The organism is Bradyrhizobium sp. R2.2-H, assembly GCF_004346455.1.
Classification (GTDB): Bacteria; Pseudomonadota; Alphaproteobacteria; order Rhizobiales; family Xanthobacteraceae; genus Bradyrhizobium; species Bradyrhizobium diversitatis.
In genome coordinates this window covers 488,453-512,412 of sequence record NZ_SMBR01000005.1, presented here as the reverse complement: position 1 = coordinate 512,412, position 23,960 = coordinate 488,453, and the positions used below count along the sequence as shown (strand labels likewise).

At 64.7% G+C, this 23,960-nt stretch carries 22 protein-coding genes; 7 read left to right on the top strand and 15 right to left on the bottom strand.

Going from position 1 to position 23,960, the window contains the following annotated elements; all coding sequences use genetic code 11:
- Positions 1-330 precede the first annotated feature (330 nt).
- Positions 331-786 carry a hypothetical protein gene (locus EDE08_RS16565; RefSeq protein WP_131869845.1) on the bottom strand — a complete coding sequence of 152 codons (456 nt, stop codon included), beginning with the start codon at positions 784-786 and terminating at the stop codon, positions 331-333.
- A 348-nt stretch (positions 787-1,134) separates the two neighbouring features.
- Here EDE08_RS16565 and glgC point away from each other — a divergent pair, with 348 nt between their 5' ends.
- The 3 genes from glgC to EDE08_RS16550 are packed head-to-tail and all read left to right on the top strand — an operon-like array spanning position 1,135 to position 4,141.
- Complete coding sequence (gene glgC, locus EDE08_RS16560; RefSeq protein WP_131869844.1) at positions 1,135-2,397, top strand: glucose-1-phosphate adenylyltransferase; 1,263 nt, start codon at positions 1,135-1,137, stop codon at positions 2,395-2,397.
- Entirely contained in the window at positions 2,394-3,848 is a 1,455-nt protein-coding gene (glgA, locus tag EDE08_RS16555) for a glycogen synthase GlgA (RefSeq protein WP_131869843.1), read from the top strand. The genes glgC and glgA overlap by 4 nt, the downstream gene beginning before the upstream one ends.
- 32 nt (positions 3,849-3,880) lie before the next feature.
- On the top strand, positions 3,881-4,141 hold the full coding sequence (locus tag EDE08_RS16550; RefSeq protein ID WP_131869842.1) for a SemiSWEET transporter: 261 nt from the start codon (positions 3,881-3,883) through the stop codon (positions 4,139-4,141).
- 46 nt (positions 4,142-4,187) lie between these two features.
- On the opposite strand, the gene EDE08_RS16545 is transcribed toward EDE08_RS16550, so the two are convergent.
- A complete protein-coding gene (locus EDE08_RS16545) occupies positions 4,188-4,982 on the bottom strand; it encodes a DODA-type extradiol aromatic ring-opening family dioxygenase (protein WP_131869841.1) in 795 nt (264 codons plus the stop codon).
- A 156-nt stretch (positions 4,983-5,138) separates the two neighbouring features.
- Between EDE08_RS16545 and EDE08_RS16540 the strand changes: the two genes are divergently transcribed.
- On the top strand, positions 5,139-5,318 hold the full coding sequence (locus tag EDE08_RS16540) for a hypothetical protein (RefSeq protein WP_126255372.1): 180 nt from the start codon (positions 5,139-5,141) through the stop codon (positions 5,316-5,318).
- Positions 5,319-5,325: 7 nt separating this feature from the next.
- Here the strand turns inward: EDE08_RS16540 and EDE08_RS16535 are convergent, their stop codons facing one another.
- Positions 5,326-6,792 carry a carboxylesterase/lipase family protein gene (locus EDE08_RS16535; protein ID WP_131869840.1) on the bottom strand — a complete coding sequence of 489 codons (1,467 nt, stop codon included), beginning with the start codon at positions 6,790-6,792 and terminating at the stop codon, positions 5,326-5,328.
- 76 nt (positions 6,793-6,868) lie between these two features.
- Positions 6,869-7,117 carry a hypothetical protein gene (locus EDE08_RS16530; RefSeq protein ID WP_131869839.1) on the bottom strand — a complete coding sequence of 83 codons (249 nt, stop codon included), beginning with the start codon at positions 7,115-7,117 and terminating at the stop codon, positions 6,869-6,871.
- 190 nt (positions 7,118-7,307) lie between these two features.
- Here EDE08_RS16530 and EDE08_RS16525 point away from each other — a divergent pair, with 190 nt between their 5' ends.
- The 3 genes from EDE08_RS16525 (at position 7,308) to EDE08_RS16515 (ending at position 10,779) form a co-directional block, all read left to right on the top strand.
- Positions 7,308-9,989 (top strand): flavin-containing monooxygenase, encoded by a 2,682-nt coding sequence (locus tag EDE08_RS16525; RefSeq protein ID WP_131869838.1) that lies wholly within the window; start codon positions 7,308-7,310, stop codon positions 9,987-9,989.
- Positions 9,990-10,115: 126 nt separating this feature from the next.
- Positions 10,116-10,388 (top strand): hypothetical protein, encoded by a 273-nt coding sequence (locus EDE08_RS16520; RefSeq protein ID WP_131869837.1) that lies wholly within the window; start codon positions 10,116-10,118, stop codon positions 10,386-10,388.
- 85 nt (positions 10,389-10,473) lie between these two features.
- Positions 10,474-10,779, top strand: a complete 306-nt coding sequence (locus EDE08_RS16515; RefSeq protein WP_131869836.1) for a hypothetical protein — start codon at positions 10,474-10,476, stop codon at positions 10,777-10,779.
- A gap of 24 nt (positions 10,780-10,803) precedes the next feature.
- On the opposite strand, the gene EDE08_RS38465 is transcribed toward EDE08_RS16515, so the two are convergent.
- The 11 genes from EDE08_RS38465 to EDE08_RS16465 form a co-directional block, all read right to left on the bottom strand.
- The gene (locus tag EDE08_RS38465; RefSeq protein WP_165935930.1) at positions 10,804-10,968 is read right to left on the bottom strand and encodes a hypothetical protein; all 165 of its coding nucleotides are present in this window, start codon (positions 10,966-10,968) and stop codon (positions 10,804-10,806) included.
- Positions 10,969-11,071: 103 nt separating this feature from the next.
- A complete protein-coding gene (locus tag EDE08_RS16510) occupies positions 11,072-11,590 on the bottom strand; it encodes a septal ring lytic transglycosylase RlpA family protein (protein ID WP_131869835.1) in 519 nt (172 codons plus the stop codon).
- Positions 11,591-11,932: 342 nt separating this feature from the next.
- On the bottom strand, positions 11,933-13,585 hold the full coding sequence (locus EDE08_RS16505; protein WP_131869834.1) for an NAD-dependent malic enzyme: 1,653 nt from the start codon (positions 13,583-13,585) through the stop codon (positions 11,933-11,935).
- Between the two features lie 302 nt (positions 13,586-13,887).
- On the bottom strand, positions 13,888-16,227 hold the full coding sequence (locus EDE08_RS16500; protein ID WP_131869833.1) for a mechanosensitive ion channel domain-containing protein: 2,340 nt from the start codon (positions 16,225-16,227) through the stop codon (positions 13,888-13,890).
- Positions 16,228-17,253: 1,026 nt separating this feature from the next.
- The gene (locus EDE08_RS16495) at positions 17,254-18,291 is read right to left on the bottom strand and encodes a patatin-like phospholipase family protein (RefSeq protein ID WP_131869832.1); all 1,038 of its coding nucleotides are present in this window, start codon (positions 18,289-18,291) and stop codon (positions 17,254-17,256) included.
- Complete coding sequence (locus tag EDE08_RS16490; RefSeq protein WP_131869831.1) at positions 18,288-19,217, bottom strand: polyphosphate kinase 2 family protein; 930 nt, start codon at positions 19,215-19,217, stop codon at positions 18,288-18,290. Before EDE08_RS16490 ends, EDE08_RS16495 begins: the two co-directional genes overlap by 4 nt.
- Positions 19,177-20,196 carry a branched-chain amino acid ABC transporter permease gene (locus tag EDE08_RS16485; RefSeq protein ID WP_131869830.1) on the bottom strand — a complete coding sequence of 340 codons (1,020 nt, stop codon included), beginning with the start codon at positions 20,194-20,196 and terminating at the stop codon, positions 19,177-19,179. The genes EDE08_RS16490 and EDE08_RS16485 overlap by 41 nt, the downstream gene beginning before the upstream one ends.
- Positions 20,193-21,074 (bottom strand): branched-chain amino acid ABC transporter permease, encoded by an 882-nt coding sequence (locus EDE08_RS16480; protein ID WP_131869829.1) that lies wholly within the window; start codon positions 21,072-21,074, stop codon positions 20,193-20,195. The genes EDE08_RS16485 and EDE08_RS16480 overlap by 4 nt, the downstream gene beginning before the upstream one ends.
- 5 nt (positions 21,075-21,079) lie before the next feature.
- Positions 21,080-21,784, bottom strand: coding sequence for an ABC transporter ATP-binding protein (locus EDE08_RS16475; RefSeq protein WP_131869828.1), 705 nt, complete (start codon positions 21,782-21,784; stop codon positions 21,080-21,082).
- Between the two features lie 3 nt (positions 21,785-21,787).
- The gene (locus EDE08_RS16470; protein WP_131869827.1) at positions 21,788-22,555 is read right to left on the bottom strand and encodes an ABC transporter ATP-binding protein; all 768 of its coding nucleotides are present in this window, start codon (positions 22,553-22,555) and stop codon (positions 21,788-21,790) included.
- 15 nt (positions 22,556-22,570) lie between these two features.
- Positions 22,571-23,893, bottom strand: coding sequence for an ABC transporter substrate-binding protein (locus EDE08_RS16465; RefSeq protein WP_131869826.1), 1,323 nt, complete (start codon positions 23,891-23,893; stop codon positions 22,571-22,573).
- Positions 23,894-23,960: the final 67 nt, after the last annotated feature.

Sequence of the window (23,960 nt, the reverse complement as noted above, 5' to 3'; positions counted from 1 at the left end):
CGCACAGAGGACTATTCCACCGAGACCCTCACCACGCCCGCGCTCATCATCCGTAATAGGAGGCGAGCCCGCTTTCGGCCTTTGCAACGGACATGAGGGCAAGGGATGAAGTCACGAGACCAAGCAATAAAGTCGGCTGTCGGACTCTATTCTCGCCGAACGAAACTCGCCGCGCTGACAAGCGCAAGATCAGATCGGGCGCGACGAAAGGCGACGAGATGCGCGGGGCTTCGTCTCGAGCCCGGCCCGCCTGCATCTCGCCGCAATCATGCTCACGCTTCCAATATGCATGAGCTTTATCGTGTGGCTTTCATTCTCGCCGCGCGGTGCTCACCATCTGCGGTAATAGTGTCGGTGATAGGCACGGTACGGCCGGTAATAGCCATAGCTGTAATATGGACGATAGGGACGATAGTATCGCGGATAGGCATAGTATCGCGGATAGGCATAGGCCGGCGCGTAGCCATAACCGCCGTAATATGCCGGAGCGTAGCCATAGCCGTAGCCCGGATATCCGTAGCCGCCATAGTACGGGCGACCATAATAGCCGTAGCCATAAGGCGCGCCGCTGGCGATGGCGCCGCCGATGATCGCGCCGGCGGCGAGACCACCAAGGGCAAATCCCCATCCGCCGCCACGCCAATGCACCTGCGTGACATCGTCGCCGGCCGCAGCCTTCATCGTCGCAACGTTGGTCGGCATCGGGCCCGCCGTGGCCTGCCCGATTTGGCCTGCCATGACCACGCCGGCCAGCGAGCAGGCAATTGCCGTCTTCCAGATCCTCATCGTCTTACTCCCTGTCTGACCTTTCGCTTGAAGAAGGATCGCAGCGTCATGATCGGGCATCCTTGCGCCAAGTCAAAGCCTGGAATTTCAAAGCCTGGAATTTGCGTGCACCGCACAAGACGCATGCCTCCGTTGTGATCAACCGGTGCCCGCCGAAGCTCGACGAACTCGCCTCGTGTGACACCGGCGCGACGGCGCCTGGGGCCCGAACACCCGGAAAGCATTAAGCTTCCCGTGCATTCGCAACCAACAACCGCCTTCCCGATTTACTATTCGTACCATTACTATCGGTTCCAATGTGCGCGGCCGGGAGGCTTCTCGCGAGCGCCAGAGTTGTGGGAGGATGACATGAGTGCCGCGAGACCCGAGCCGCTTGCCCGTCAGGCGCTGGCGTTCGTCCTGGCCGGCGGGCGCGGCAGCCGGCTCCTGGAGCTGACCGACCGGCGCGCCAAGCCCGCGGTTTATTTCGGCGGCAAGTCCCGCATCATCGATTTCGCGCTGTCGAACGCGGTGAACTCGGGCATCCGCCGCATCGCGGTCGCGACCCAATACAAGGCCCACAGCCTGATCCGGCATCTCCAGATGGGCTGGAACTTCTTCCGCCCCGAACGCAACGAGAGTTTTGATATCCTTCCCGCCAGCCAGCGCGTCTCCGAGACCATGTGGTATGTCGGCACGGCGGACGCGGTGTACCAGAACATCGACATCATCGAATCCCACGCCTGCCGCTTCATCGTGGTGCTGGCCGGAGACCACATCTACAAGATGGACTACGAGGTGATGCTGCGCCAGCACGTCGAGAGCGGCGCCGACGTCACCGTCGGCTGCCTCGAAATGCCGCGGACCGAATCCTCCGGTTTCGGCATCATGCATGTCGACGAGAACGGCTGGATTCAGGAGTTCCTGGAGAAGCCGAAAGATCCGCCGCCGATGCCGGGCAAGCCGGACGTCTCGCTCGCCAGCATGGGCATCTACGTGTTCGACGCGAAATTCCTGTTCGATCAGCTCAAGCGCGATGCCGAGGACCCGAACTCGAACCACGATTTCGGCAAGGACATCATTCCCTACCTCGTCAAGAACGGCCGCGCGATGGCGCACCAATACTCGACCTCCTGCGTCCGCTCCGGCAGCGACACCCGCGCCTATTGGCGCGACGTCGGCACGGTCGACGCCTATTGGGCCGCCAATATCGACCTCACCGACGTGGTGCCCGAGCTCGACCTGTTCGACCAAGCCTGGCCGATCTGGTCCTATGCCGAGATCACGCCGCCGGCGAAATTCGTCCATGACGAGGAGAGCCGGCGCGGCCAGGCGGTGAGCTCGCTGGTCTCCGGCGGCTGCATCATCTCCGGCGCCTCGCTGCGCCGCTCGCTGCTGTTCACCGGCGTGCGCATCAACTCCTATGCCAATGTCGAGAACGCCGTGATCATGCCCTATGTGAATGTCGGTCGCGGTGCCCACTTGAGGAACGTCGTGATCGACCGCGGCGTCGAGATTCCGGAAGGCCTCGTCGTCGGCGAGGATCCGGAAGTCGACGGAAGGCGCTTCCGCACCACCGAGCAGGGAATCTCGCTGATCACCCAGCCGATGATCGACAGGCTCAATACATGACGCCTGTTCGCGTCCTCGCGGTCGCCTCTGAAGTCTATCCTCTCGTCAAGACCGGTGGCCTTGCGGATGTCGCCGGCGCGCTGCCGGTTGCGCTCAAGGCGCATGGCGTCGAGATGCGCACCTTGATGCCCGGCTATCCCGACGTGATGCGCCTGGTCTCGGGCGCGGAGGAACTCCGGAGCTGGCCGGATTATTTCGGCGGCCCCGGCCGGCTGCTGGCGGCCTCGCATCACGGGCTCGATCTGTTCGTGCTGGACGTGCCGCATCTCTATGCCCGGCCGGGCAACCCCTATGTCAGCGCCGAGGGCGTCGACTGGGCGGACAACGGCGTGCGCTTCGCGGCGCTGTCGCGCGTCGCCGCCGATATCGGCCACGGCCTCGTTCCGGCATTCGTGCCCGATATCGTGCACGCCCATGACTGGCAGGCCGGGCTGGCGCCGGCCTATCTGCACTACGACGATCGTCCGCGGCCCGGCACCGTGATGACCATCCACAACATGGCCTATCAGGGCAAGTTCGCTCCCGAGCTGATCGGATCAATCGGCCTGCCCTGGCACTCCTTCAACGCCGACGAACTGGAATATTTCGGCGGCATCAGCTTCTTGAAGGCCGGCCTGCGCTTCGCCGATCGCATCACCACGGTATCGCCGACCTACGCAAAGGAAATCCAGAGCGACGAAGGCGGCATGGGGCTCGGCGGTCTGCTTCGTGAACGGTCCAGCGTGCTGAGCGGCATTCTCAATGGCATCGACATATCGGTGTGGAATCCGCAGGACGATCCGCACATCGCCTACCGCTTCGGCGCGGAGGACCTGACGTTCCGGGCCGCGAACAAGGCGGTGCTGCAGCAGCAGTTCAACCTCGATTCCTCCGACGAGGCGCCGCTGCTCGGCGTCATCAGCCGGCTGTCGTGGCAGAAGGGGCTCGATCTCCTGCTCGAGGCCATTCCGACCATCTTGCGCGAAGGCATGCAGCTCGCACTGCTCGGCAGCGGCGACCGCGATCTGCAGGATCGCTATCAGGCTGCGGCCCGCGCCAATCCCGGCCGGATCGGCGTCGTGATCGGTTACGACGAGATTCTGGCGCATCTGATCCAGGCCGGTTCGGACGCCCTCGTCGTTCCCTCGCGGTTCGAGCCGTGCGGCCTGACCCAGCTCTGCGCGCTGCGCTATGGCGCCGTGCCGATCGTCTCCCGCGTCGGCGGCCTCGAGGACACCATCGTCGATGTCGGCGAAGCCGATGCGTCCGGCCACGATGCCACGGGATTCAAGTTCGGCCCCGTGACGGCGGATGCGCTCGCCGGCACGCTGCGCAAGGCCAACACCGTCTTCCACGACAAGCTGACCTGGCGCCGGCTGCAACGAAGCGGGCTCGCGACCGACGTCTCCTGGCGCAATCGCGCCGGCGACTATGCCGCGCTGTATCGCGGGCTGATGGCGGCCCGCGCGTGAGGCATGGCCGAATCCATGCTATAGAGCCGGGCATGGACCCCTTCGCGATCAAGCTGCTCGGCTTTGCCGCCGCAACCTGCACCACCGTCGCCTACGCGCCGCAGTTCATCAAGGTCTGGAAGACCCGCTCGGCGCGCGACATCTCGCTCGGCATGTTCCTGGTCATGGTGCTGGGCCTGGCGCTCTGGCTCCTCTACGGCCTGCTCTCCGGCGACGCCCCCCTGGTCGCCGCCAACGCCGTCACCATGCTGCTCGCCGGCGGCATCCTGTTCATGAAGCTGAGATACGGTTGAGGCCATCTTCGCCTCTCTCCGCAGGCGGGGCGAGGGACAAGATCCGTCAGCCGAACACATAGGACGCCATTGCCACGTTCGCGACCTCGTCGACGAAGACGCGGCGCCCGACGTCGCTGCCGGCAGCACCGGCCGCCACCATCAGCGGCAGCAGATGATCCTCGCGCGGATGCGCAAGGCGCGCGCTCGGCGCATTCTCCCAGTCGACCAGCATCGCGTTGCGGCGCGCCGCATCCGGGTTGCTGATCGCCTCGTTCAGATAGGCCTCGAAGTCGTACGAGACCGGCTTGGACTCCGGCCGGTTGAAGCCGCGCATGTTGTGATAGGTGAGCCCGCTGCCGACGATCAGGATGTCGGTATCGCGCAGCGGAGCGATCGCCTGTCCCACCTTGATGTGCTCGGCCGCATCGTAAGCAGACTTCAGCGACAGCAGCACGATCGGCATGTCGGCGTTCGGATACATCAGCCCGAGCGGCACGAAGGTGCCGTGATCGAAACCCTGGTTGGGGTCCTCCCGGCAATCGAGACCGGCGCGTGCGAGCAGCGCCTTCACCTCCGCGGCGAGCTCGGGCTTGCCGGGCGCCGGATATTTCAGGTGATAGGTATGCTCGGGGAAACCGTAATAGTCGTAGACCATCGGAGGATGCGGCGAGGTCGACACGGTGAAGGCATCGGCCTCCCAATGTCCGGTGATGACGAGCACGGCCTTCGGCCTCTCGGGGAGAAGCTGCGGCAGACGACCGAACGCCTCGGCGGTCCTGGCATATTGCACCCGCCTGTCCTCCATGAAGGGCCAGGGGCCGCCGCCATGCGACAGGAAGAGGGTCGGAAATCGCGTCATGGGGCTCGTCTCGTTGACAGCGGGCGCGGGCGTACTGTCCGCACGATCGGCGGTGAGCATAGGCAAAGCAGCATGGTTAGCAAGCCGTTAACGATTTGCCGCTCAGAATCCCGGGCGTGGCCGAAGGAGTCGGCCTCAAGACAAGTGAGACGTGAGATGAGGAAGTTTGCGCTGGGTGACGTCGTCAACAGTGACAAGGGCCGCCGCGGTATCGTCCGCGCCGCCTTCAAGTCGAGGGAAGGCCAGCAGTTCTACGCCGTCGAGAAGGACGGCGCGATGGACTATCTGGAGGAAGACCGGCTGACGCCGGCACCCCGCGTCGAGCTCGCGGCGTAAATCCAGCTCATTTGCCGTCCTCATCGGCCAGCCGATCGAGACGCTCCGCCAGCGGATCGTCGCTGCTCGCGATGCGGTCGTTCGTGATCAGCAGCAGGCGATCGCCGCCCGCCGCGTCCCAGCGTGGCAGGTCGGGACCGTTGGGATCGCCGCTTCTCGCGAAATTGATCCAATAGGCACGCATGCGGCTCGCGACCGCGCGATCACGTCGCGACAGGATGCCGGCGCCGGGCACGCCTTCCGCACCGAAGATGAACTGCAACTCCCGCCCGTGGCCAGCTTCCGGATTCGCGCGCCGGCCCTCCGGCACATAGGCGAAGCGATAGCGAAACGTCGGCGTACCACTTGCGACGTGCAGCCGAGCCAGCAATCGCACCGGCTCCGAGAAGACCTTGTCGGTGTAGAACCTTGCCGCGAGATCCGAGGATCTGGCAAGGTCCGGATAGAGCTTGCGCAGCTCGTCACTGGGAATGCCGGACGACGCAAGCGCCATCTTGATGTCGATCTCATTGTCCAGACCCGTCTCGTCGTCGTTCGAGCCGATCATCAGGGGAATGCGGCTTTGACGTCCGGCCGTAAAGCCCGGGGCGAGATCCTCGGTCACCAGGCGTCCATCCATCATCGGCGCGAAGCTGCGGGGTGACTTCTCCAGCAATTGCTGTTCGGCGGCCAGCACGCGCCGCGGCTCGGCTGCGCGCAAATCTGCATCCCGTCCAAGCGCGGCCACGAACTGCCGGCCGATGGCCTCCGCCTCTTGCATTGAGCGCAGGCGCGCGCGGCCGGGCACCGATTGCAGAATGGCTTTCTGGAAGAGGTCGCGCGATTGCGCAGACAGCATCAGGAGTGCGACCGACGTCGCGCCTGCATCGCTGCCAAGCAAGGTGACGTTATCAGGATCGCCGCCGAAGGCCGCGATGTTGTCGTGCACCCAATGCAGCGCGGCAATCTGGTCCATCAGGCCGTAATTTCCGCCGCTGTCCGAAAGCGCGGGATGAGTGAGCCAGCCGAGCGCGCCGAGGCGATAATTCACGGTGACCACGATGAGGCCCGCCTGCGCCAGCCTGGCGCCATCGAACAACGGATCGTTCGCGGTGCCCGAGACGAAGCCGCCGCCATGGATGAACACCATCACCGGCAATGGGCCGTCGACCCCGAAGGGACGGAACACGTTCAGCGTCAGGCAATCCTCGCTCGCATCCTGCAGCGACGGTTGAAGGCACGGCGCACCATAGCCGTAGGCGGTACGCATCTCCGAGCTTTCGGTCGTCGGCTGCGGCGCGCGCCAGCGCAACGCGCCGACCGGCGGCGCCGCGTAGGCCAGCCCCTTGAAGGACGCCACCTCGCCTTCCACGGCGCCGAGCATCTGTCCTTCACGCGTCAACGCGAATGGAAACTGTCCGACCGGCTGGCCCACGGCCGATCGTGCGCAACACAGGACTGCGCAAGCCGCAACGAGTGCAAGCAAAGACCGCATCTTCGAAGATCTCGATGAAGGATCCCGGGCAGGTTATGTCCAGGGCCGTCAGCGAGGCAAGCCTCGCGCCCCGCGCCTAGCCGCCTTTGCCGATCAACTCCGCCAGCGCGCGCCGCGCGACGATGCCGAGCTCGCCGAGCGTGCAGTGGCCGGACTCCGCCGCCTCGATCAGGCGCTCGGCGATGAACCTGCGGCTGTCATGATCGCCGCCATGCGGCAATTGGCGGCATGTCTGCTCGAGAACGACGTCCATGTTCGCTTTGGTTCGCTCACTCAACTCTGTCATGGCGCCCGGCCGGTACGCGTGGCTTGTAAGCGCAAGCATACACAGAAGGATGCGCTCTGATTACCCCGGGCTATCACGGCCATTGTGCATCGCGATGCGTGTGGTGCCGCAGGCATTCGCGCGGTCACGATGCGCCGCAAACAACCACCGGGGATTGCACTTGCTCTGATGACAAGCTGAACCTGCGGCGATAGCCTGCCGGCAAAACAAAACATACGGGAGGAATGCCATGCCTGACGCAATGGTTGCCACACGTGTCTCCGATGAGCGCGGAACCGCTCAGCAGGTCGACGTCGCCGTGGTCGGCGCCGGATTTGCCGGCCTCTACCTCTTGCACCGCCTGCGCAAGGCCGGCTTCTCCACGGTCGCCCTCGATGAGGCCGGCGATGTCGGCGGCACCTGGTACTGGAACCGTTATCCGGGCGCGCGCTGCGACATCCAGACCATCGACTACAGCTACACCTTCGATCCGGTGCTCGAGACCGCCTGGACCTGGTCGGAAAAATACGCGACCCAGCCCGAGATCCTGCGCTATCTCGGTTTCGTCGCCGATCGCTACGGTCTCAGGCGCGACATTCGTTTCAAGACCAAAGTCATTGAAGCCAGATGGGACGAAGCGTCCGAGCGCTGGCAGCTCACGACCGACAATGGCGCACCGGTCTCCTGCCGCCATTACATCATGGCCACCGGCTGCCTCTCCGCGCCGAAGCCGCCGGAGATCGACGGCGTCAAGGACTTCAAGGGCGAAGTCTATTTCACCGGCCGCTGGCCGCATGACGGCGTCAACCTCGCGGGAAAACGCGTCGCCGTGATCGGCACGGGCTCGTCGGCGATCCAGTCGATCCCGCTGATCGCCGAGCAGGCCGCACATCTCACCGTGTTCCAGCGCACGCCGAATTTCGCGTTGCCTGCGCATAACGGCCCGGCGCCGTCGGACCGCATGAGCCTGCTGCAGGGCGATCGCGCCGCCTATCGCGAGCAGGCGCGCCAGTCGATGGCCGGTGTGCCCTATCCGCAGCAGACGGTCGTGAGCTGGCAGCTCACCGACGCCGAGCGCCGCGCGCGGTTCGAGGAAGCCTGGGACAAGGGCGATCTCGTCTACATCCTGACGCAGTTGTGGGCCGACCAGGCGGTCGACCTCGAAGGCAACAAGCTGATCTGCGATCTCATCCGCGAGAAGATCGCAGCCGCCGTGAAGGACCCGCAAACCGCCGCGGCGCTGATGCCGGACGATCATCCCTTCGGCGCAAAACGTCCCTGCCTCGACACCAACTATTACGCCACCTACAACCGGCCGAACGTGACGCTGGTCAATCTGCGCCAGGAGCCGATCAAGGCGATCACGGCAGGCGGCATTACGACGGCCAGGCGCAGCATCGACCTCGACGTCATCGTGTTCGCGACCGGTTTCGACGCGATGACCGGCGCGATCCGCGCCGTGCACCCGATCACCGGGCGGGGCGGCAAGTCGCTCTCCGACGTCTGGGCGAAGGGACCGGAGACCTATCTCGGCCTCACGGTCGCGGGCTTCCCGAACTTCTTCATGATCACCGGCCCCGGCAGCCCGTCGGTGCTGTCGAACATGGCGGTGTCGATCGAGCAGCATGTCGACTGGGTCGTGGATCGCCTTGCCGCGCTGCGCGAGGCCGGCTTCACCACGATCGAGCCGACAGAAACTGCGCAGGCCGGCTGGGGCCGGCACATGGCGGACTGTTCGACGCTGACGCTGCACCGGCTCGCCAATACCTGGTACACAGGCGCCAACGTACCCGGCAAGGTCCAGGGGCTGATGCCCTATACCGGCGGCGTCGGCCCCTATCGCAGCATCTGCGACGAGGTGGTCAGCCGCGGCATGCTCGGCTTCAGGCTCACCGGACCCTACGTTGCTGCGCAGTGCAATGACGGCGAGGTGGTACGCCTGCAGCCGGACGTGCGGCTGGTGCTGAACCTGCTCGCATCGCTCAATCTGCCGCCGATCGAGTCGATGGGAGCGATCGGGGCACGCGCCTTCGTCAACGAGTTCAACAAGAGCCGCCCGGCCGGACGGCCGATCGGCGAGATCGTCGACGGCACCCTGCCCGGCGCGGACGGTCCGCTGCCCTATCGCGTCTACAAGCCGGCAACGCCCGGGCCGCATCCGGTCGTGGTCTATTTCCACGGTGGCGGCTGGGTGCTCGGCGACGAGCAGTCGGACGAGCCGTTCTGCCGCGACATGGTGCGCCGAACCGGCATGATGTTCGTCAGCGTCGGCTATCGTCACGCGCCGGAGCATCGCTTCCCGACCGCGGCAGAAGACGGCTATGCGGCGACGCGCTGGATCGCCGAGCACGCCGGCGAGCTCGGCGGCAAACCGGGCCCGGTGCTGGTCGCGGGCTGGAGCGCCGGCGGCAACATCGCAGCCGCCACCTGCCAGCTCGCGCGCGATCGTGGCGGGCCCGAAATCGCGGGCCAGCTCCTGATATGCCCGGTCACGGACTGCACCTTCGATCGCCCGTCCTACAACGACAATGCGACCGGCTATTTCCTGACGCTTTCGCTGATGTACTGGTTCTGGGACCTCTACTGCTCGCCGGCCGACCGCACCGATCCGCGCGTCTCGCCGCTGCGCGGCAAGGTCGAAAGGCTGCCGCCGGCCTTCGTCGTCACCTGCGAGTTCGATCCGTTGCGCGACGAGGGCGTCGCCTATGCCGAGGCGATGGCTGCAGCCGGCGTCCCGGTCGAGCAGCTTCAGGCCCGCGGCCATTTCCACTCGTCCTTCACCATGGTCGATGTGGTGATCACCGGAGTGCCAGGCCGGGTGCGGATGGCCGAGGCCTTGCGCCGCTTTGCCGGACTCCCGCCGGAGGTCAGCCGCGGCGACGAGCACAGCAGCGGTCGGGCCAGCCTCAAGATCGCGGCGGCGGCGAGCTGATCGCGACGAGACGGCGGGAACCTTTTTCCTGCTGCCGCGTTGAGGCGCTTGCGGCATTGAGATGCAGCGATAGGTGCGAGCCCCGGCACGTCGGCGTGCTGGGGGCTTCTTGCGTGAGGCGAGACGATGGGGGATGCGGTCGCGGTTTCAAAGGTCGATTTTGGTGCGCTCGCGGCGCTGCATAAATGGCCGTCGCTTGCAAACCAGCGCCGGCCGGACCGGGAATCATACCAGATCAGCGAAGGTACCCTCGACGAGTGCATCTCGGCCTTCATGGAGAAGCCGAGAGCGACCCGGCATCTCTATGAGATCCGGACGGCGCCGCAGCCGCCACTCGTGACCGAGATTCTGTCGCCCGAGCACGTCATCGAGCTGTCGCGGCTGAGGGAGTTTCTCTGACGGCAGCTTGCAAGCACGCGCGTAGGAACCTTCGTCCGGTCCTCTCCGTTGTCAGCGATCGGAAGCCAAGGCGTGAGCACCTCAGATGCTTGAAGCTGGCATACCCTCACCTGTCGTGCCCTACGGCGCAGACCAGACTGTGTTCGTGGTGATCGATCGCCTCGACCGGTCGACCGAAATCCGCATTGAGCGGAGCGATCTCGAAACCACGATCGACGAACTTGTCGCCGGCTGCTTCAGCGATCCCGTCAAGGTGATTTCGTTCAACACGCTCGAGCATTGGATGAAGGACATCTCGGCCGATGTCGCCGGCGAGATAAAGGCGCGCTGCGACATCGATGGCGTGATGCTGCCCGACTATCTCAGCGACTTCGTCGAGAGCCACTGCTAAAGCCCGTTGCGCTCAAAGCATGGTTTACGGGGAACGAGTGCCGCGGTGCTTGCCGGCGATGACCTCGATCTCGCGGCGGCGCTCGCCGGCGAAGCTCAGGAGCTTTTCGATCGTCAGCGTATCCGTGATCCGTTTGGCGAGCCGCTCGGCGCGCGCAGCCTGATCTTCGAGATACTTGATCGTGTTCAAGCGCCACCTCCCCGAATGCCCCGAATTGTGTGGGCAACCATGGTGATCGAGAAGCAGCTAACAGCCGGTTAAGCGCACCGCATTGGTCTTGCCGAGTCGTGCCCTATTGCACGACCTCCAGCCTGACATTGGTGATGCCCTTGTCGACCATGCCGAGCGCCTCGGCCGCAGAAGGGGTGATGTCGACCACGCGCCCGCGAACATACGGTCCGCGATCGTTGACCCTGACGGTGACGAAGCGGCCGGAAGAGGTATCGGTGACCCGCAGCTTGGTGCCGAACGGCAGGGTCGGATGCGCCGCGGTCAACTCGTTCTTGTCGAACTTCTCGCCGCTCGCGGTTTCCGTATCCGAATAGAAGCTGGCGACGCCATGCGAGGGGGTCTGCTTGGCATCACGGTCCGGGGCACGCGCCCGCCTGATCGGGCGAGGATGCAGCGCCGCCACTCTGTGCGGCCGCTCCACCGCGGCATGCCGGGTGGTAGCGGCGAGATCGGCCTTTTGGCGGCCCACCGGCGCTTGCGCGCAGGCGGCGAGCGATGCTGCGGCGACGACCGCGAGCAGCGGCCGGCACGAGGTTGCGAAGGAAATCCGGGCAGTTTCGGCACGTGCAATGCGAGACATGGTACGCCCTCCGAACGGACGGATTTTCCGTCGGCAATGAGGGCAGAACCTTGTCGGAACAAAAGCGGCTCTGGGGCTGCGGCCGTTTCACGACCGGCTGTGACGATTCCACCACAGTGCGTGTTCTGAATCGGGACGGAGAGGGTCAAGCTCGCGCCCTCTCGCCGTTCTTACGGGCAGGGCTATCGCATCTGAATTTTGCAGAGGTCGTCATGCCCGGGCTTGTCCCGGGCATCCACGTTCTTTGTGCCGCGTGGAAAGGCGTGGATGGCCGGGACAAGCCCGGCCATGACGATGTGGAGACGTTGGCGTGAACCGAGCCGTTCCGGTGCCGCAGGCCGCTCAGTATTTCGGCTCGTACATCTGCGATTGGACCAAAGCCTTCACGTCATTCGGCGCAGGTCCGTCCGCGAGCCCGCGCTGATAGGCGACGTCGGCAACGGCCGCAGCGATGCGGACCGAGACCTCGCGGATGCGCGGCAGTGCCGGATAGAGACTGCCTTGCGCGAGATCCTCCTTGCCGACGCAATCGGCAAGCGTATGGGCCGCCGCCATGAACATCTCGTCGGTGACGAGGCGCGAGCCGCTGGCGATGACGCCGAGGCCGACGCCGGGGAAGATGTAGGAATTGTTGCCCTGGCGCGGCACGAAGCTGCGGCCGTTGAGCTTCACCGGGTCGTACGGGCTGCCGCAGGCGAACAGCGCGCGGCCCTCGGTGTAGCGATAGGCATCCTCCGCCGAGCACTCGGCCTTCGACGTAGGGTTGGATAATGCGAACACGATCGGCCGCTCGTTGAGCTCGGCCATCGTCCCGAGCACGTCGGGTGTGAAGGCGCCGCCAACCGCGGCAACGCCGATGATTGCCGTCGGCTTCAGCGTCTTGATCGCGGTGAGGAAGTCGGCGATCGGCGCCTGGTCGGTGTGGGCATAACGGAGCTTGTGACCGGAGAGGCCCTCGCGGCCGCCGACGACGAGACCGCGGGAATCCACCAGCCAGTTGCGGCGGAGCGCCTCGGCCTCGGTGGCACCCTCGGCGATCATGGCGGAGACCACGAGATCGGCGATGCCGGTTGCGGCCTCGCCCGCGCCGAGGAACAGGATGCGCTGATCCCTGAGCTTGCCGCCGGAAATGCGCAAGCCTGAGAACAGGCCCGCGAGCGCCACCGCCGCGGTGCCCTGGATATCGTCGTTGAAGACGCAGGCTTCATCCCGGTACTTGTGCAGCAGCTTGAAGGCGGAGTGATTGGCGAAATCCTCGAACTGGATCAGCACGCCCGGGAACGTCTTTCGCGCAGCCTGCATGAACTCGTCGACGAAGCTGTCATAGGCTTCGCCGGTCAGCCGCCGCTCGCGCAGGCCGATATAATAGGGATCGTTCAACAGCTCCTCATTGTTCGTGCCGACGTCGAGCACGATGGGCAGGCACGCTTCCGGATGCACGCCGGCGCAGGCCGAATAGAGCGAGAGCTTGCCGACCGGAATGCCCATGCCGTTGGCGCCGAGATCGCCGAGGCCGAGGATGCGCTCGCCGTCGGTGACGACGATCAGCCTGGCCGGATAGGGCCAGTTCTTCAGGATCTCCGCGATCTGGCCGCGATCGCGCGAGGAGATGAACATGCCGCGCGGCCGCTGGAAGATCAGGCCGTATTTCTGGCAGGCGAGCCCGACCGTCGGCGTGTAGATGATCGGCTGGATTTCGTCGATATTGTCGACGACGACGCGGAAGAAAAGCGCCTCGTTGCGGTCATGCAGCGCGTTCAGGGCGACGTATTTCTCCAGATCCGTCGGCAGCGTGCGCAGATTGGTGAGCACGCGCTGGGCCTGCGTCTCCATCGTCAGCACGCAAGGCGGCAGGAGGCCGCGCAGGCCGAGCGTCTCGCGCTCCGCTTCCGTGAAGGCGGTCCCCTTGTTGAGCAAGGGATCGCGCAGCAGCGTCATGCCTTGCTGCGAATTGGACGACGTCGATTGGGCAACGACCCGGGCAGGTCTATTCACGAATTCCCCCAAGGAGCTTCTATTTGAACCGCGGGCATTGTCGGCCAGTGCTCCATCCAGATCAAGGACGGAGAGACGGGGGCATTGTGATCTCGCACCGCAGCGAGCTTTTCGCGAACGCTTGGCAGTCTGCACGCGGAAAAAAAGGGGTTAACGCGCTACTCCGGCTTGATGTCGGCCGTCTCAACGAGAGGCTACCATTTCACCGTCTCGGCCTCATGAAAGCGGCCATGGTCGCGCGCTCGGATGCGGACTGAACGCTGCCGAATCAAGCGAGGCAAGCCGAAAATCTTGGGGACTGCTTATCCAGCCGCCCGCCGCGGCGTCAGACTGGCGGCGCCATCCGCCGGTGGCGCGATGTGCATCAAAATGGTCTGGGTGGCGGATGCGACCTCGATACCGTTCTGCTGGAAGCGCAGCTTCATGCGCCGGTTGAATTCGCGCTGGACCGGCCAGCGCCCGGCATCGGTGCAGCGGATCTGGCCGACGATCGACACCATCGCACCGTCGACCTTGTCGACGCCCCAGAGCTCGAGGTCGCCGCGGATCAACGCACGGAATTCCGGTTCGCGGCGCATCTCGTCGACAATGTCCCTGAGGATCTGGCCGGCACGGTCGGTGTCCTCCTTGTAGGCGACGTTGACGCTGACCGAGGCGTTGCCGGCGCCGCGGCTGGCATTGGTGATGGTCGTGACCGCGCTGAAGGGCACGATGTGGACGGCGCCGTCGCCGGCGCGCAGGCGGATGGTTCGGATCGAGACATTCTCGACCACGCCCGAGAGCCCCGAGACGCTGACATTGTCACCGACCTGGACCGTGTTTTCCAGCAGCAGGAACAGGCCGGTGATGAGATCCTGCACCAGCTTTTGCGAACCGAAGCCGATCGCGATGCCGACGATGCCGGCGCCCGCGAGCAGCGGCGCGACATTGACACCGATCTCGCTCAGCGCCGTGAGGCCGACGACGGTTGCGATCAGACAGAGCAGCGCCGTGCGCAGCATCGGCTGGAAGGTGCGCAGACGCGCGGCGCGGGCATAATGGCCGTCCCGGGACAGCGCATTGATCTGGCGGTCCAGCAGCGCGTTGCTGGCTTCCCATATCGCGGCTGCGATGAACACGGCAATGCCGATCGTCACCACGGCGGAGATCAGCCTGCTGCCGATCTGGCCGCCATAGAACCAAACGATGGCGTCGACGCCCCAGACTTCGAGCACGGCGACGAAGCCGATGAAGGTGATCACGCCGGACACGATCCTGCGCAGCAGCGGCAGATAGCGGTTGGCGCGGATCTCGAGACCCGGAAAGCGCTGGAGGATCTCAGGCTTGATGCGGAAGCCGCGGTCGATCAGGCTCAGCGTCACCATGATGACGACGCGCGTAACCAGCACCACCACGGCCGTGCCGACGAAATATTGCAGCAGCAGCGAATAGCCGTTGCGGATGTTGAGCGCCCAAACCGCCCACAACGCGAGATCGAGCGCGATGGCAGGATAGTGCCAGCCCGCGGCGATGCGGTTGCGCAAACGGGCCGCAATCCCCTGCCGCTCGGCCGGCGCGCGGATGGCGTCGGCGACCTGGCGGCGGCATTGCAGGATGATGACGACGATGAAGAGGTGCACGACCAGCATCACCATGCGCAGCAGTGCGGCGTAGCCGGCGCGATGCAGGCCGAGCAGCAGCGCCACATTGGCAAGGGCGATGCCGGAAACGCCGACAGCGACGATGCGACGTGCCCAGATCTCGATATAGGCGGCAGTCTCCGCGCGCACCGCAAACAGGCCGAACGGCCCGGCCAGCGCCCGCACGACGCAGATCAACCCACGCGAGAACGCATAGGCGTTGACGACTGCGAGGATGACGAGGCGGACGGTCGTGGGCTGGCCGATCTCGGTCCCGAGCAGCGCGGTGGCGACGGCGACGAAGACGACGAGCGGAAGCAGTTCAAGGACGATGCGGCCCAGCACGAAGGGCAGCCGCAGCATGACCTGCCAGACCCGCGCAAGGCTGCGACGACGCCTGTGCAGCTCCGGCGCGGGCGTGACGTCCGCGACCGATGGCGGCGGATCGGCGATCGGCAGCGCCTGTATTGGCGGGCGGGCGGTTTGTGGCGCGCGTGCTTCCAGGAACGCGGCCGGACGCCGGATCAGGCGGAAGATCACCCATTCCGCACAGAAGGCCGAGCCGAACACCAGCGCCAGCTTCCAGGCGATCTCGATCAGGAGGTGATAGGCCGCCGGATCGTTCGCAGTCCGCACGATCCAATAATAAAACGCCGGGAAGTGTGTGAGCGTCCGCGCCATGCCAGCGATTTCGCTCGAGATTTGACCGATCTCCTCCGAGACGGTGAGCAGGAGCTGCGCGCCTAGGCCGTCGGCCGAGAGCGGGATCGGCGACTTCGGCTCGGGCACGGGCGTCGCGGGCTGCTGCGGGCCGGATGCATTGGCGATCGCGCGCAGCGTATCGATCATCTGCGCGCGCTTCTTGTCGTCCTGGAGCGTCTCCAGCGCGCGCCTGGCCTCCTCGCCTGACAGTGCGGCACCATTGTTCGTCGCTGGCCGGGGCGCCTCGGCGCGGGCGGCGGGGACAGAGCAGATCGCGAGGAAGAGAACAGCGAGAAGCGCCGGGGCCAGCTTGGGCGACACGAGAAGTCCCTGAAAAAAATGCATGCGCCGACGGTGTCGGGACCGTCACCGCCAAATCGCATGCGTCATGTCGGATAGCCGCTATTCGCCCGCGGCCTGTGTCGGAAATTGGCCTTCGCGGCGACATTCTCTTGGCATTTGCCGCAATGCGAAGATCGGAACCGCAGAGGTCAGTGCGCGCAAAATACAAACGGAGCCGTGCGTTGTTGAACCTGCCAGAGCCGTCATGGCCGGGCTTGTCGAGGCCTGTCCCGGGCATCCACGTTCTTCGTGCCGTGCTGCAAGGCGTGGATGGCCGGGCCTTCGCCGCGTCGAAGCGGCTACGGCCGCGCAGGCGGGACAGGCCCGGCCATGACGATGTGGAGACCAATGTGCCCCAAGCAAATCGTCCCTAACTACTCGCCACTATTCCGGGCGTCGGCCCGGAATGACGGCGAGGAGGAAGGAGGACAAAAAGCGGGATGTAAAAGGTCACGCGTCGCGGCGGCCTCAGCGCGGCCGTCAGACGCGATCAATGTGATGCAAAATACAGCGCCGGGAAGGTAGGGGCTTTGCCTCACTGATGCAGCCCGCTAAACCTTGTCCCGGCGTGCCGTTCGCGGTTTCTGCCGCTATGCGATAGTCCGAACGAGCTCCATCGCAATTAACGCGGCTGGATTTGCGGAGGTGGCGTCATAGACCTCCCCTTGCTCATGAGGTGGACATTGCGTGTCGCTTGTTTGCGACCGCTAATAATGCTCCTCCTGGGACACAAAACTGTCAAGCAAGATCAATGATCTGACGATCACATTTGTCGACCCGGGTTCCCTGGAAGGCCCGCTGTGTCCAGCGCTTCCGCGCGAAGCAAGGATATTGGGAAGGCAGCGGGGCATGGTGACATCATGCTCCTGTCTTGCCCGACGAGTCAAATCCGCTTCGTAAAATCAGCATTACAATGACGCGCCTGCAAAGCCATTGATTCTGCTATGCCCGGCTACTGTGCATGGGGTTGTTTTCGCACTTTTGGTCGATGGCCGGCTCGGCCGCCTAGAGAAACATCTCCGCCAGGTCGACCGTCGAGGCCTTTCCGATCTGGTCGAAGTTTCGCGCCAGCCAGCTCCGCGCCGCCGCGCGGCCCTCGTCGCGCAGGCGGCACAACAGGCTCCATTCGGGATGGAACTGCGTGGCCGTGCCGAGCTGCGACATCAACGCGTCGTTGCCGATCCAATGCATGTACATGCGGCTGTGCTTGTTGCTGTCGAGCTCGCCATCGTCGATCAGCCGGGTGGCGAAAGCGATCGCGCGCATCTCGCGCATCAAGGACGAATTGAAGCTGATCTCGTTGATGCGGTGGAGGACGTCCGCGGCACTGGCCGGCAGCTCGTCGCGCCGGATCGCCGTCACCTGCACGATGACGACGTCGTGACTTCCCTTGCGGTAGATCAGCGGATAGATCGCGGGATTGCCGAGATAGCCGCCATCCCAATAATGCTCGCCGTCGATCTCGACGGCCTGGAAATAGGGCGGCAGGCAGGCCGAGGCAAGCACGGTTTCCGCCGTGAGAAGCGGGCTCTGGAACACCTTGATCTTGCCGGTGCGGACATTGGTGGCGTTGAGAAACAGCTGCGGCGCGTCGGGCGAGGAATTGAGCCGGTCGAAATCGACCACGCGCTGCAGCAGCGCCCGGAGCGGATTGAAATGAAAGGGATTGAGCAGGTTCGGCGGCAGCGTATGTGTCAGCGTATGGATGAATGCGTGGACCGGATGATATTCCGGCGGCAGCCTCAAGGCCTGGATCCACTGGTTCAGCGGCGACATCAGATCGTACGCCATGTCCATGCGCGACACTTCGTACCAGAATGCGTGCAGGCTCTCCCGCGCGGCCTCAGCGCCTCCATGCGCCATGCCGGAGGCCATCGCCACCGCATTCATCGCGCCGGCACTGGTCGCACTGATCGCCTCGATCGCGAGCCTGCCGTCCTCGAGCACCTGGTCGAGCACGCCCCACACGAAGGCGCCGTGCGCGCCGCCGCCCTGGAGCGCGAAGTTGACGTCCTTGCAGTTCGTGGTCCCGCTGGCTGTCACTTTGCTTGCTTCTTGCCTCCCGTCCCTTCTTTCTCCAGCGCCTTGCGCACCTGCTTGAACTCCTCCAGCGAGGCCTTGTCGGCACGGGGGAAGCGCAGGTCGAGCTTTTCCAGCTCGGCATTGATCACCGAGCCGATCACGACGCGGGCGAACCATTTGTGGTCGGCGGGCACGACGTACCACGGCGCATGGGACGTCGCCGTGTGCCGGACGATGTCCTGATAGACCGCCTGGTAGCGCGGCCACAGCGCGCGCTCCTTGATGTCGTCCATCGAGAACTTCCACTGCTTGGCCGGATCGTCCAGCCGCGCGAGGAAGCGCTCGCGCTGCTCATCCTTGGACACGTTGAGGAAGAATTTCAGCACCACGGTGCCGTTGCGGCAGAGATAGCGCTCGAACGCCGAGATGTCCTCGAATCGCTCCCTCCAGATGTTCTTGGTCACGAGCTTTGGCGGCAGCTTCTCCTTGGCGAGAATCTCCGGATGCACCCGCGTCACCAGGCATTCCTCGTAGTGGGAGCGGTTGAAGATGCCGATACGCCCGCGCTCGGGCAGCGCAATCATATGGCGCCAGAGGAAGTCATGGTCGAGCTCCTTGCTGCTCGGTGCCTTGAAGGCATGAACCTCGCAGCCCTGCGGATTGATGCCCTCGAAGATCGCCTTGATCGCAGAATCCTTGCCGCCTGCGTCCATCGCCTGGAACACGATCAGGAGCGACCAGCGGTCCTGCGCGTAAAGCCTCTCCTGAAACTCGATTAGCCGCTTCTTGTTCGAATCGAGGACCGCCTGCGCCTTCTCCTTGTCGAGATCGCCCCTCTCGTCGGTCTTGTGGTCCTTGAGGTGAAACTTGCCCGAACCATCGTGGCGGAATGGCGAGATGTAGCGGTCAAGCTCCTGGGCGAGCGATTTGGACGGCTTCTTGTTCATGAGCGCGGGGCACCTTGCGTTGCGGCTTCAATCGGTCGAGCAAGCTACCAAGGATGCCCTTGGGAAGGAATATGATGAAAAGGACGAGCAGCACGCCGTAGACGAGGTTGTCCCAGCCGACCGCCTTGGTACCGAAGCCGATGCGCAAGGTCTCGGCCAGCAGAATGGTGATGATGGCGCCGACCGTCGGGCCGAGCGAGACGAACAGGCCGCCGACGATGGCCGCGAACACCATCTGGAGCGACACCGCGATGCCGCTGACCGTGTCAGGCGTGATGAACATCTGGTACTGGCAGTAGATCGCGCCGGCGAGCGCCGTCATCAGCGCGCTGAGCAGCGTGATCTTCAGCTTCTCCGCCGTGACATCGACGCCGGCGGCGGCAGCGGCATCCTCGTCCTCCGAGATCGCCTCCAGCGCATAGCGAGCCATGCTGCGATCGACCCAGTGCCAGACCACGATGCCAAACAGCCAGACCGCGAGCGCAATCAGGTACCAGGTCGTCTTGTCGTCGAACTGCAGCGCTAGCAGCTTGCCGCCCGAGGTCCGGTTCGGCGTGTAGCCCAGCGAGCCGCCGGTGTAGTCGCGTGTTGCGGTGATGACCTGGAGCACGATGCCTGACAGCGCCAGCGTCACCAGCACGAAATAGTGGCCGGTGATGCGGAAGCGGAAGCAGGGATAGCCGACGATCAGCGCCAGCGCGCCGGCCGCGACCATGCTGATGGGGATGCCGATCCAGGGCGACAGGCCGAGATGATTCCAGAGCAGCGCCGTGACATAGGCGCCGATCCCCATGAAGCCGCCGTGGCCGAGCGAGACCAGGCCGAACCGCCCCATCATCGACCAGGAGGTGTAGGCGAACGACCAGATCAGGATCAGCACCAGAATGTGCAGATGATAGGGATCGCGATAGACGAAGGGCAGCGCGACCAGCGCCGCCAGGCCTATTCCCCAGGCTGCAAGCCGCCCCTGCCCCATCATCGGCGCCTCGCAAGCAGGCCCGCGGGCCGGATGAACATCATGACGATGAAGAAGGCGAAGGCGAGCACATAGCCCCACTCGAGATCGGAGAACAGGCCGCCGAGCGAGATGATCTCGGCGAACACGAAGGCGGCGATGAAGCCGCCGATGAAATTGCCGAGGCCCCCGAGCACGCAGATCAGGAAGGTGATCGGCCCGAAGGAGAGGCCGACGAAGGGATGCACGTCATATTGCAGGACCAGGAGGCAGGCGGCGAGGCCGGCCAGCGCGCCGCCCAGCGCCGAGGTGATCAGATAGATCCGCCTGGTGTCGACGCCCATCAAGGCCATGATCTGGCGGTCCTGCGAGATGGCGCGGATCGCAGTGCCGGTGAAGGTTCGCGTCATGAACAGATAGACGGCGACCATGCCAACCAGCGCCGCCAGGAACGATAGCAGCCGTGCGTAGCTGAAGTTCATGTCGCCGAAGGCAAGCACCGGCAGGCGGATGCCGAGATTGCGGAAGTCGATGCCGAAGGCGACCGTGGCAAAGCTCTGGAGCACGAACAGCACGCCGCCGGTCGCGAGCAGCTGGTTGATCGGCGGCGCGGTCAGCAGCGGCGCGATCACGAGGTAGTGCAGCGCTGCGCCAAGCACCGCGACCAGCAGGATGGTGAGCGGCGCGGCGACGAAATAGCTGAGCCCGTAGTACTGCACCATGAAGTACATGCCGTACATGCCGATCATCACGAGCTCGGCATAGCAGATCCACGTGACGTCGATGACGCCGAAGATCAGATTGAGGCCGAGCGCGAGCAGCGCCAGCACACCGCCGAGCAGGATGCCGTTGATCACGGCCTCCAACAGGTAGATGTCGAAAATGTCCAGGAACGCCTGCATGCCCGTCACACCCCGAGATATGCTTCCTTGACCGTGTCGCTCGCCAGCATCTCGGCCGAGGTGCCGGAGGCGCGGATCGAGCCGGCCTCGATCAGATAGGCGCGATCGACCACCTTCAGCACCTGCTGCACGTTCTGCTCCACGATCAGCACGGTCAGGCCGCTGGCGCGAATCCGTTTCACCAACTCGAACACCTGCTGCACCACGACCGGCGCGAGGCCCGCCGAGGGCTCGTCGAGCAGCAGCAGCTTCGGATTGGACATCATCGCGCGGCCGATCGCGCACATCTGCTGCTCGCCGCCGGACATGGTGCCCGCCATCTGGTGGCGGCGCTCCTTCAGGCGCGGGAACAGCTCGAACACGACGTCGAGCCGCTCGGCATAGTGCCCGCGCGCTTTCTTCATGAAGGCGCCCATCTTGAGATTGTCGTCCACCGTGAGCTGCGGAAACAGCCGGCGGTTCTCCGGCACATGCGCGATGCCGAGGCTGACGATCTTGTGCGAGGGCGTCGCCACGAGGTCGACGCCTTCCATTCTGATCGAGCCGCGCGAGGGCCTGATCAGGCCGGAGATGACGCGCATCAGGGTGGTCTTGCCGGCGCCGTTCGGGCCGATGACGCCGACGGCCTCACCGGCCTTCACGTCGAGATTGACATCGAACAGGGCCTGGAAGGTGCCATAGCCGGCATTGACGCCGCGAAGCTCCAGCATCGGCTAGCCTCCCGCCCGGCGGCGCGCTTCGGCGGCCGCGGCCTGCGTGGTCTCGGCATCGGTGCCGAGATAGACCTCGATCACCCGCGGATCGCCGGCGACCGCACTCGGCAGGCCCTCCGAGATCTTCTCGCCGTGATCCAGCACCATGACGCGATCGACGACCCGCATCAGCACGCCCATGATGTGCTCGACCCAGATGATGGTGATCCCGAGCTCGTCGCGGATGTTGCGCAGCATGTCGGCGGCCTGATCCATCTCGGCCTCGTCGAGGCCGCCGAGGCTCTCGTCGGCCAGCAGCAGCTTCGGCGCGGTGGCGAGCGCTTTCGCAAGCTCGAGCTTCTTCAGGCCGGCAGCGCCGAGGCCATCGACGCTGGCATGGCGATCGGTGGGCAGGCCGACCATGGCGAGCGAGCGCTCGGCCGCCTCGTCCGCCCTGGCACGGCTGTGGCGGCCCTGGCCGTAGAAACCGGCGAGCGCAACGTTCTCGAAGATGGTCAGGCGGCGGAAGGGGCGCGGAATCTGGAAGGTGCGGCCGATGCCGCTGTTGATGATCCGGTGCGGCGCGAGGCCCGCGATCTCGTGGCCGGCGAAAAGTATCGAACCTGATGTCGGCGCCAGCGTGCCGGAGAGCATGTTGAAGATCGTGCTCTTGCCCGAACCGTTGGGGCCGATCAGGCCGAGGATCTCGCCCTCGTCGACCTTGAACGACACGTTGTTCACGGCGGTGAAGCCGCCAAACCGCTTCACCAGCCCGTTCACTTCCAGCACCGCCGTTCTCCGCCGCTACTGGTTGCTGTAGGTGGTGCCTTTCGGCAGCGGCAGCACGGCCTCGCGCTGCGCCTGACTCTTGGGCCACACCACGTAGGACTTGTCGTCGACGTATTGGATCACGACGGGGAACGAGCGCTCGTTCTGGCCGGCCATTGGCGAGCCCTCGCCGTGGAATTTGACGCCGAAGCCGAGCATGGTGCCGCCTTCGGGTATGTCGGTGTCGAGTGCTGCCTTGCGCAGGGAGTCGGGATCTATGCCGCCATATTTCTTGATCGCTCGCGGCAGCACGTCGGTCAGGAACAGGTAGGTGTTGGACGCAGCCATGCCGACATGAGCCGAACGGATGGCGACGCCCGGCTTGCGCTTGTCGAACTCCTCGCCAACCGCCTTGATGATCGGCGGCAGCTTCGGATCCATGCTCTTCTGGTTGGCGAGCCAGATCGAGATCGGATCGGTGTTGAAGACGTAGTTTACATCGGCGCCCAGGCCTTCCTTCAGCTTCTCATAGACCCCGTAGCCGGCGCCATGTCCCACCAGCGCACCGAACTTCAGCCCTTGTTCGCGGGCTTGCCGGAGCAACAGGGTGATGTCGGGATTGTAGCCGGTGTGGAAGATCACATCCGGCTTGGCCCGCTTCAGCTTGGTGACCAGCGCAGACAAATCCGGGGCCGTGGCCGAATAGCCTTCCCTGAGCACGATGTTGAAACCGGCCTTCTTGGCACCGGCTTCATTGCCCTTGGCAACGTCGACGCCGTAGGCGCCGTCCTCATGGATGATGGCGACCCGCAGGTCCTTCGGATCCTTGCCCAACTTCTCCTTGGTGTTCTGCGCGATGAAGTCCATCGTCATCATGCCGAACTGATCGCCGGAAGCCTGCGGCCGAAACACGTATTTGTAGTTCTTGTTCTCCAGCACCGCGGACGAAATGCAGGTTGTGATCCACATGAACTTCTTCAACTGCTCGACGCGCGCCGCCACCGGCACGCACTGCGCCGAGGAGAAGAAGCCGAGCAGCATGTCGACCTTTTCCTGCTCGATCAAACGGATCGCTTCATTGATGGCGACGTCCGGCTTGCTCTGAGCATCGGCATAGATCGCCTCGATCTTGTAGCCCTCGACATCCTTCGCGCTGTACTGATCCAGCATGATCCTTGCGCCGGTATATTGCAGCTCCGAGCCGCCGCCGGCGAGCGGGCCGGTCAGATCGTAGATGACGCCGATCTTGAGCTTCTTCTCCTGAGCCTTGTCTTGGGCCTCGGCGGACGCCGCCAAGCCCGTCGCCGATACGGCGACCAACAACCCACGTACCAAACGGGCAGCCATGCGCAGGCGCATCAAAACCTCCCTGGACGATTGTGCATTGCATTCTTGGTGCAATTCTTCGGCCCATCACATGGGCTGC

Coding starts and splice junctions, on each gene's coding strand:
- EDE08_RS16565 (WP_131869845.1), bottom strand. CDS start 786: ATGAGGATCTGGAAGACGGCAATTGCCTGCTCGCTGGCCGGCGTGGTC.
- glgC (WP_131869844.1), top strand. CDS start 1,135: ATGAGTGCCGCGAGACCCGAGCCGCTTGCCCGTCAGGCGCTGGCGTTC.
- glgA (WP_131869843.1), top strand. CDS start 2,394: ATGACGCCTGTTCGCGTCCTCGCGGTCGCCTCTGAAGTCTATCCTCTC.
- EDE08_RS16550 (WP_131869842.1), top strand. CDS start 3,881: ATGGACCCCTTCGCGATCAAGCTGCTCGGCTTTGCCGCCGCAACCTGC.
- EDE08_RS16545 (WP_131869841.1), bottom strand. CDS start 4,982: ATGACGCGATTTCCGACCCTCTTCCTGTCGCATGGCGGCGGCCCCTGG.
- EDE08_RS16540 (WP_126255372.1), top strand. CDS start 5,139: ATGAGGAAGTTTGCGCTGGGTGACGTCGTCAACAGTGACAAGGGCCGC.
- EDE08_RS16535 (WP_131869840.1), bottom strand. CDS start 6,792: ATGCGGTCTTTGCTTGCACTCGTTGCGGCTTGCGCAGTCCTGTGTTGC.
- EDE08_RS16530 (WP_131869839.1), bottom strand. CDS start 7,117: ATGCTTGCGCTTACAAGCCACGCGTACCGGCCGGGCGCCATGACAGAG.
- EDE08_RS16525 (WP_131869838.1), top strand. CDS start 7,308: ATGCCTGACGCAATGGTTGCCACACGTGTCTCCGATGAGCGCGGAACC.
- EDE08_RS16520 (WP_131869837.1), top strand. CDS start 10,116: ATGGGGGATGCGGTCGCGGTTTCAAAGGTCGATTTTGGTGCGCTCGCG.
- EDE08_RS16515 (WP_131869836.1), top strand. CDS start 10,474: ATGCTTGAAGCTGGCATACCCTCACCTGTCGTGCCCTACGGCGCAGAC.
- EDE08_RS16510 (WP_131869835.1), bottom strand. CDS start 11,590: ATGTCTCGCATTGCACGTGCCGAAACTGCCCGGATTTCCTTCGCAACC.
- EDE08_RS16490 (WP_131869831.1), bottom strand. CDS start 19,217: ATGAACAAGAAGCCGTCCAAATCGCTCGCCCAGGAGCTTGACCGCTAC.
- EDE08_RS16485 (WP_131869830.1), bottom strand. CDS start 20,196: ATGATGGGGCAGGGGCGGCTTGCAGCCTGGGGAATAGGCCTGGCGGCG.
- EDE08_RS16480 (WP_131869829.1), bottom strand. CDS start 21,074: ATGCAGGCGTTCCTGGACATTTTCGACATCTACCTGTTGGAGGCCGTG.
- EDE08_RS16475 (WP_131869828.1), bottom strand. CDS start 21,784: ATGCTGGAGCTTCGCGGCGTCAATGCCGGCTATGGCACCTTCCAGGCC.
- EDE08_RS16465 (WP_131869826.1), bottom strand. CDS start 23,893: ATGCGCCTGCGCATGGCTGCCCGTTTGGTACGTGGGTTGTTGGTCGCC.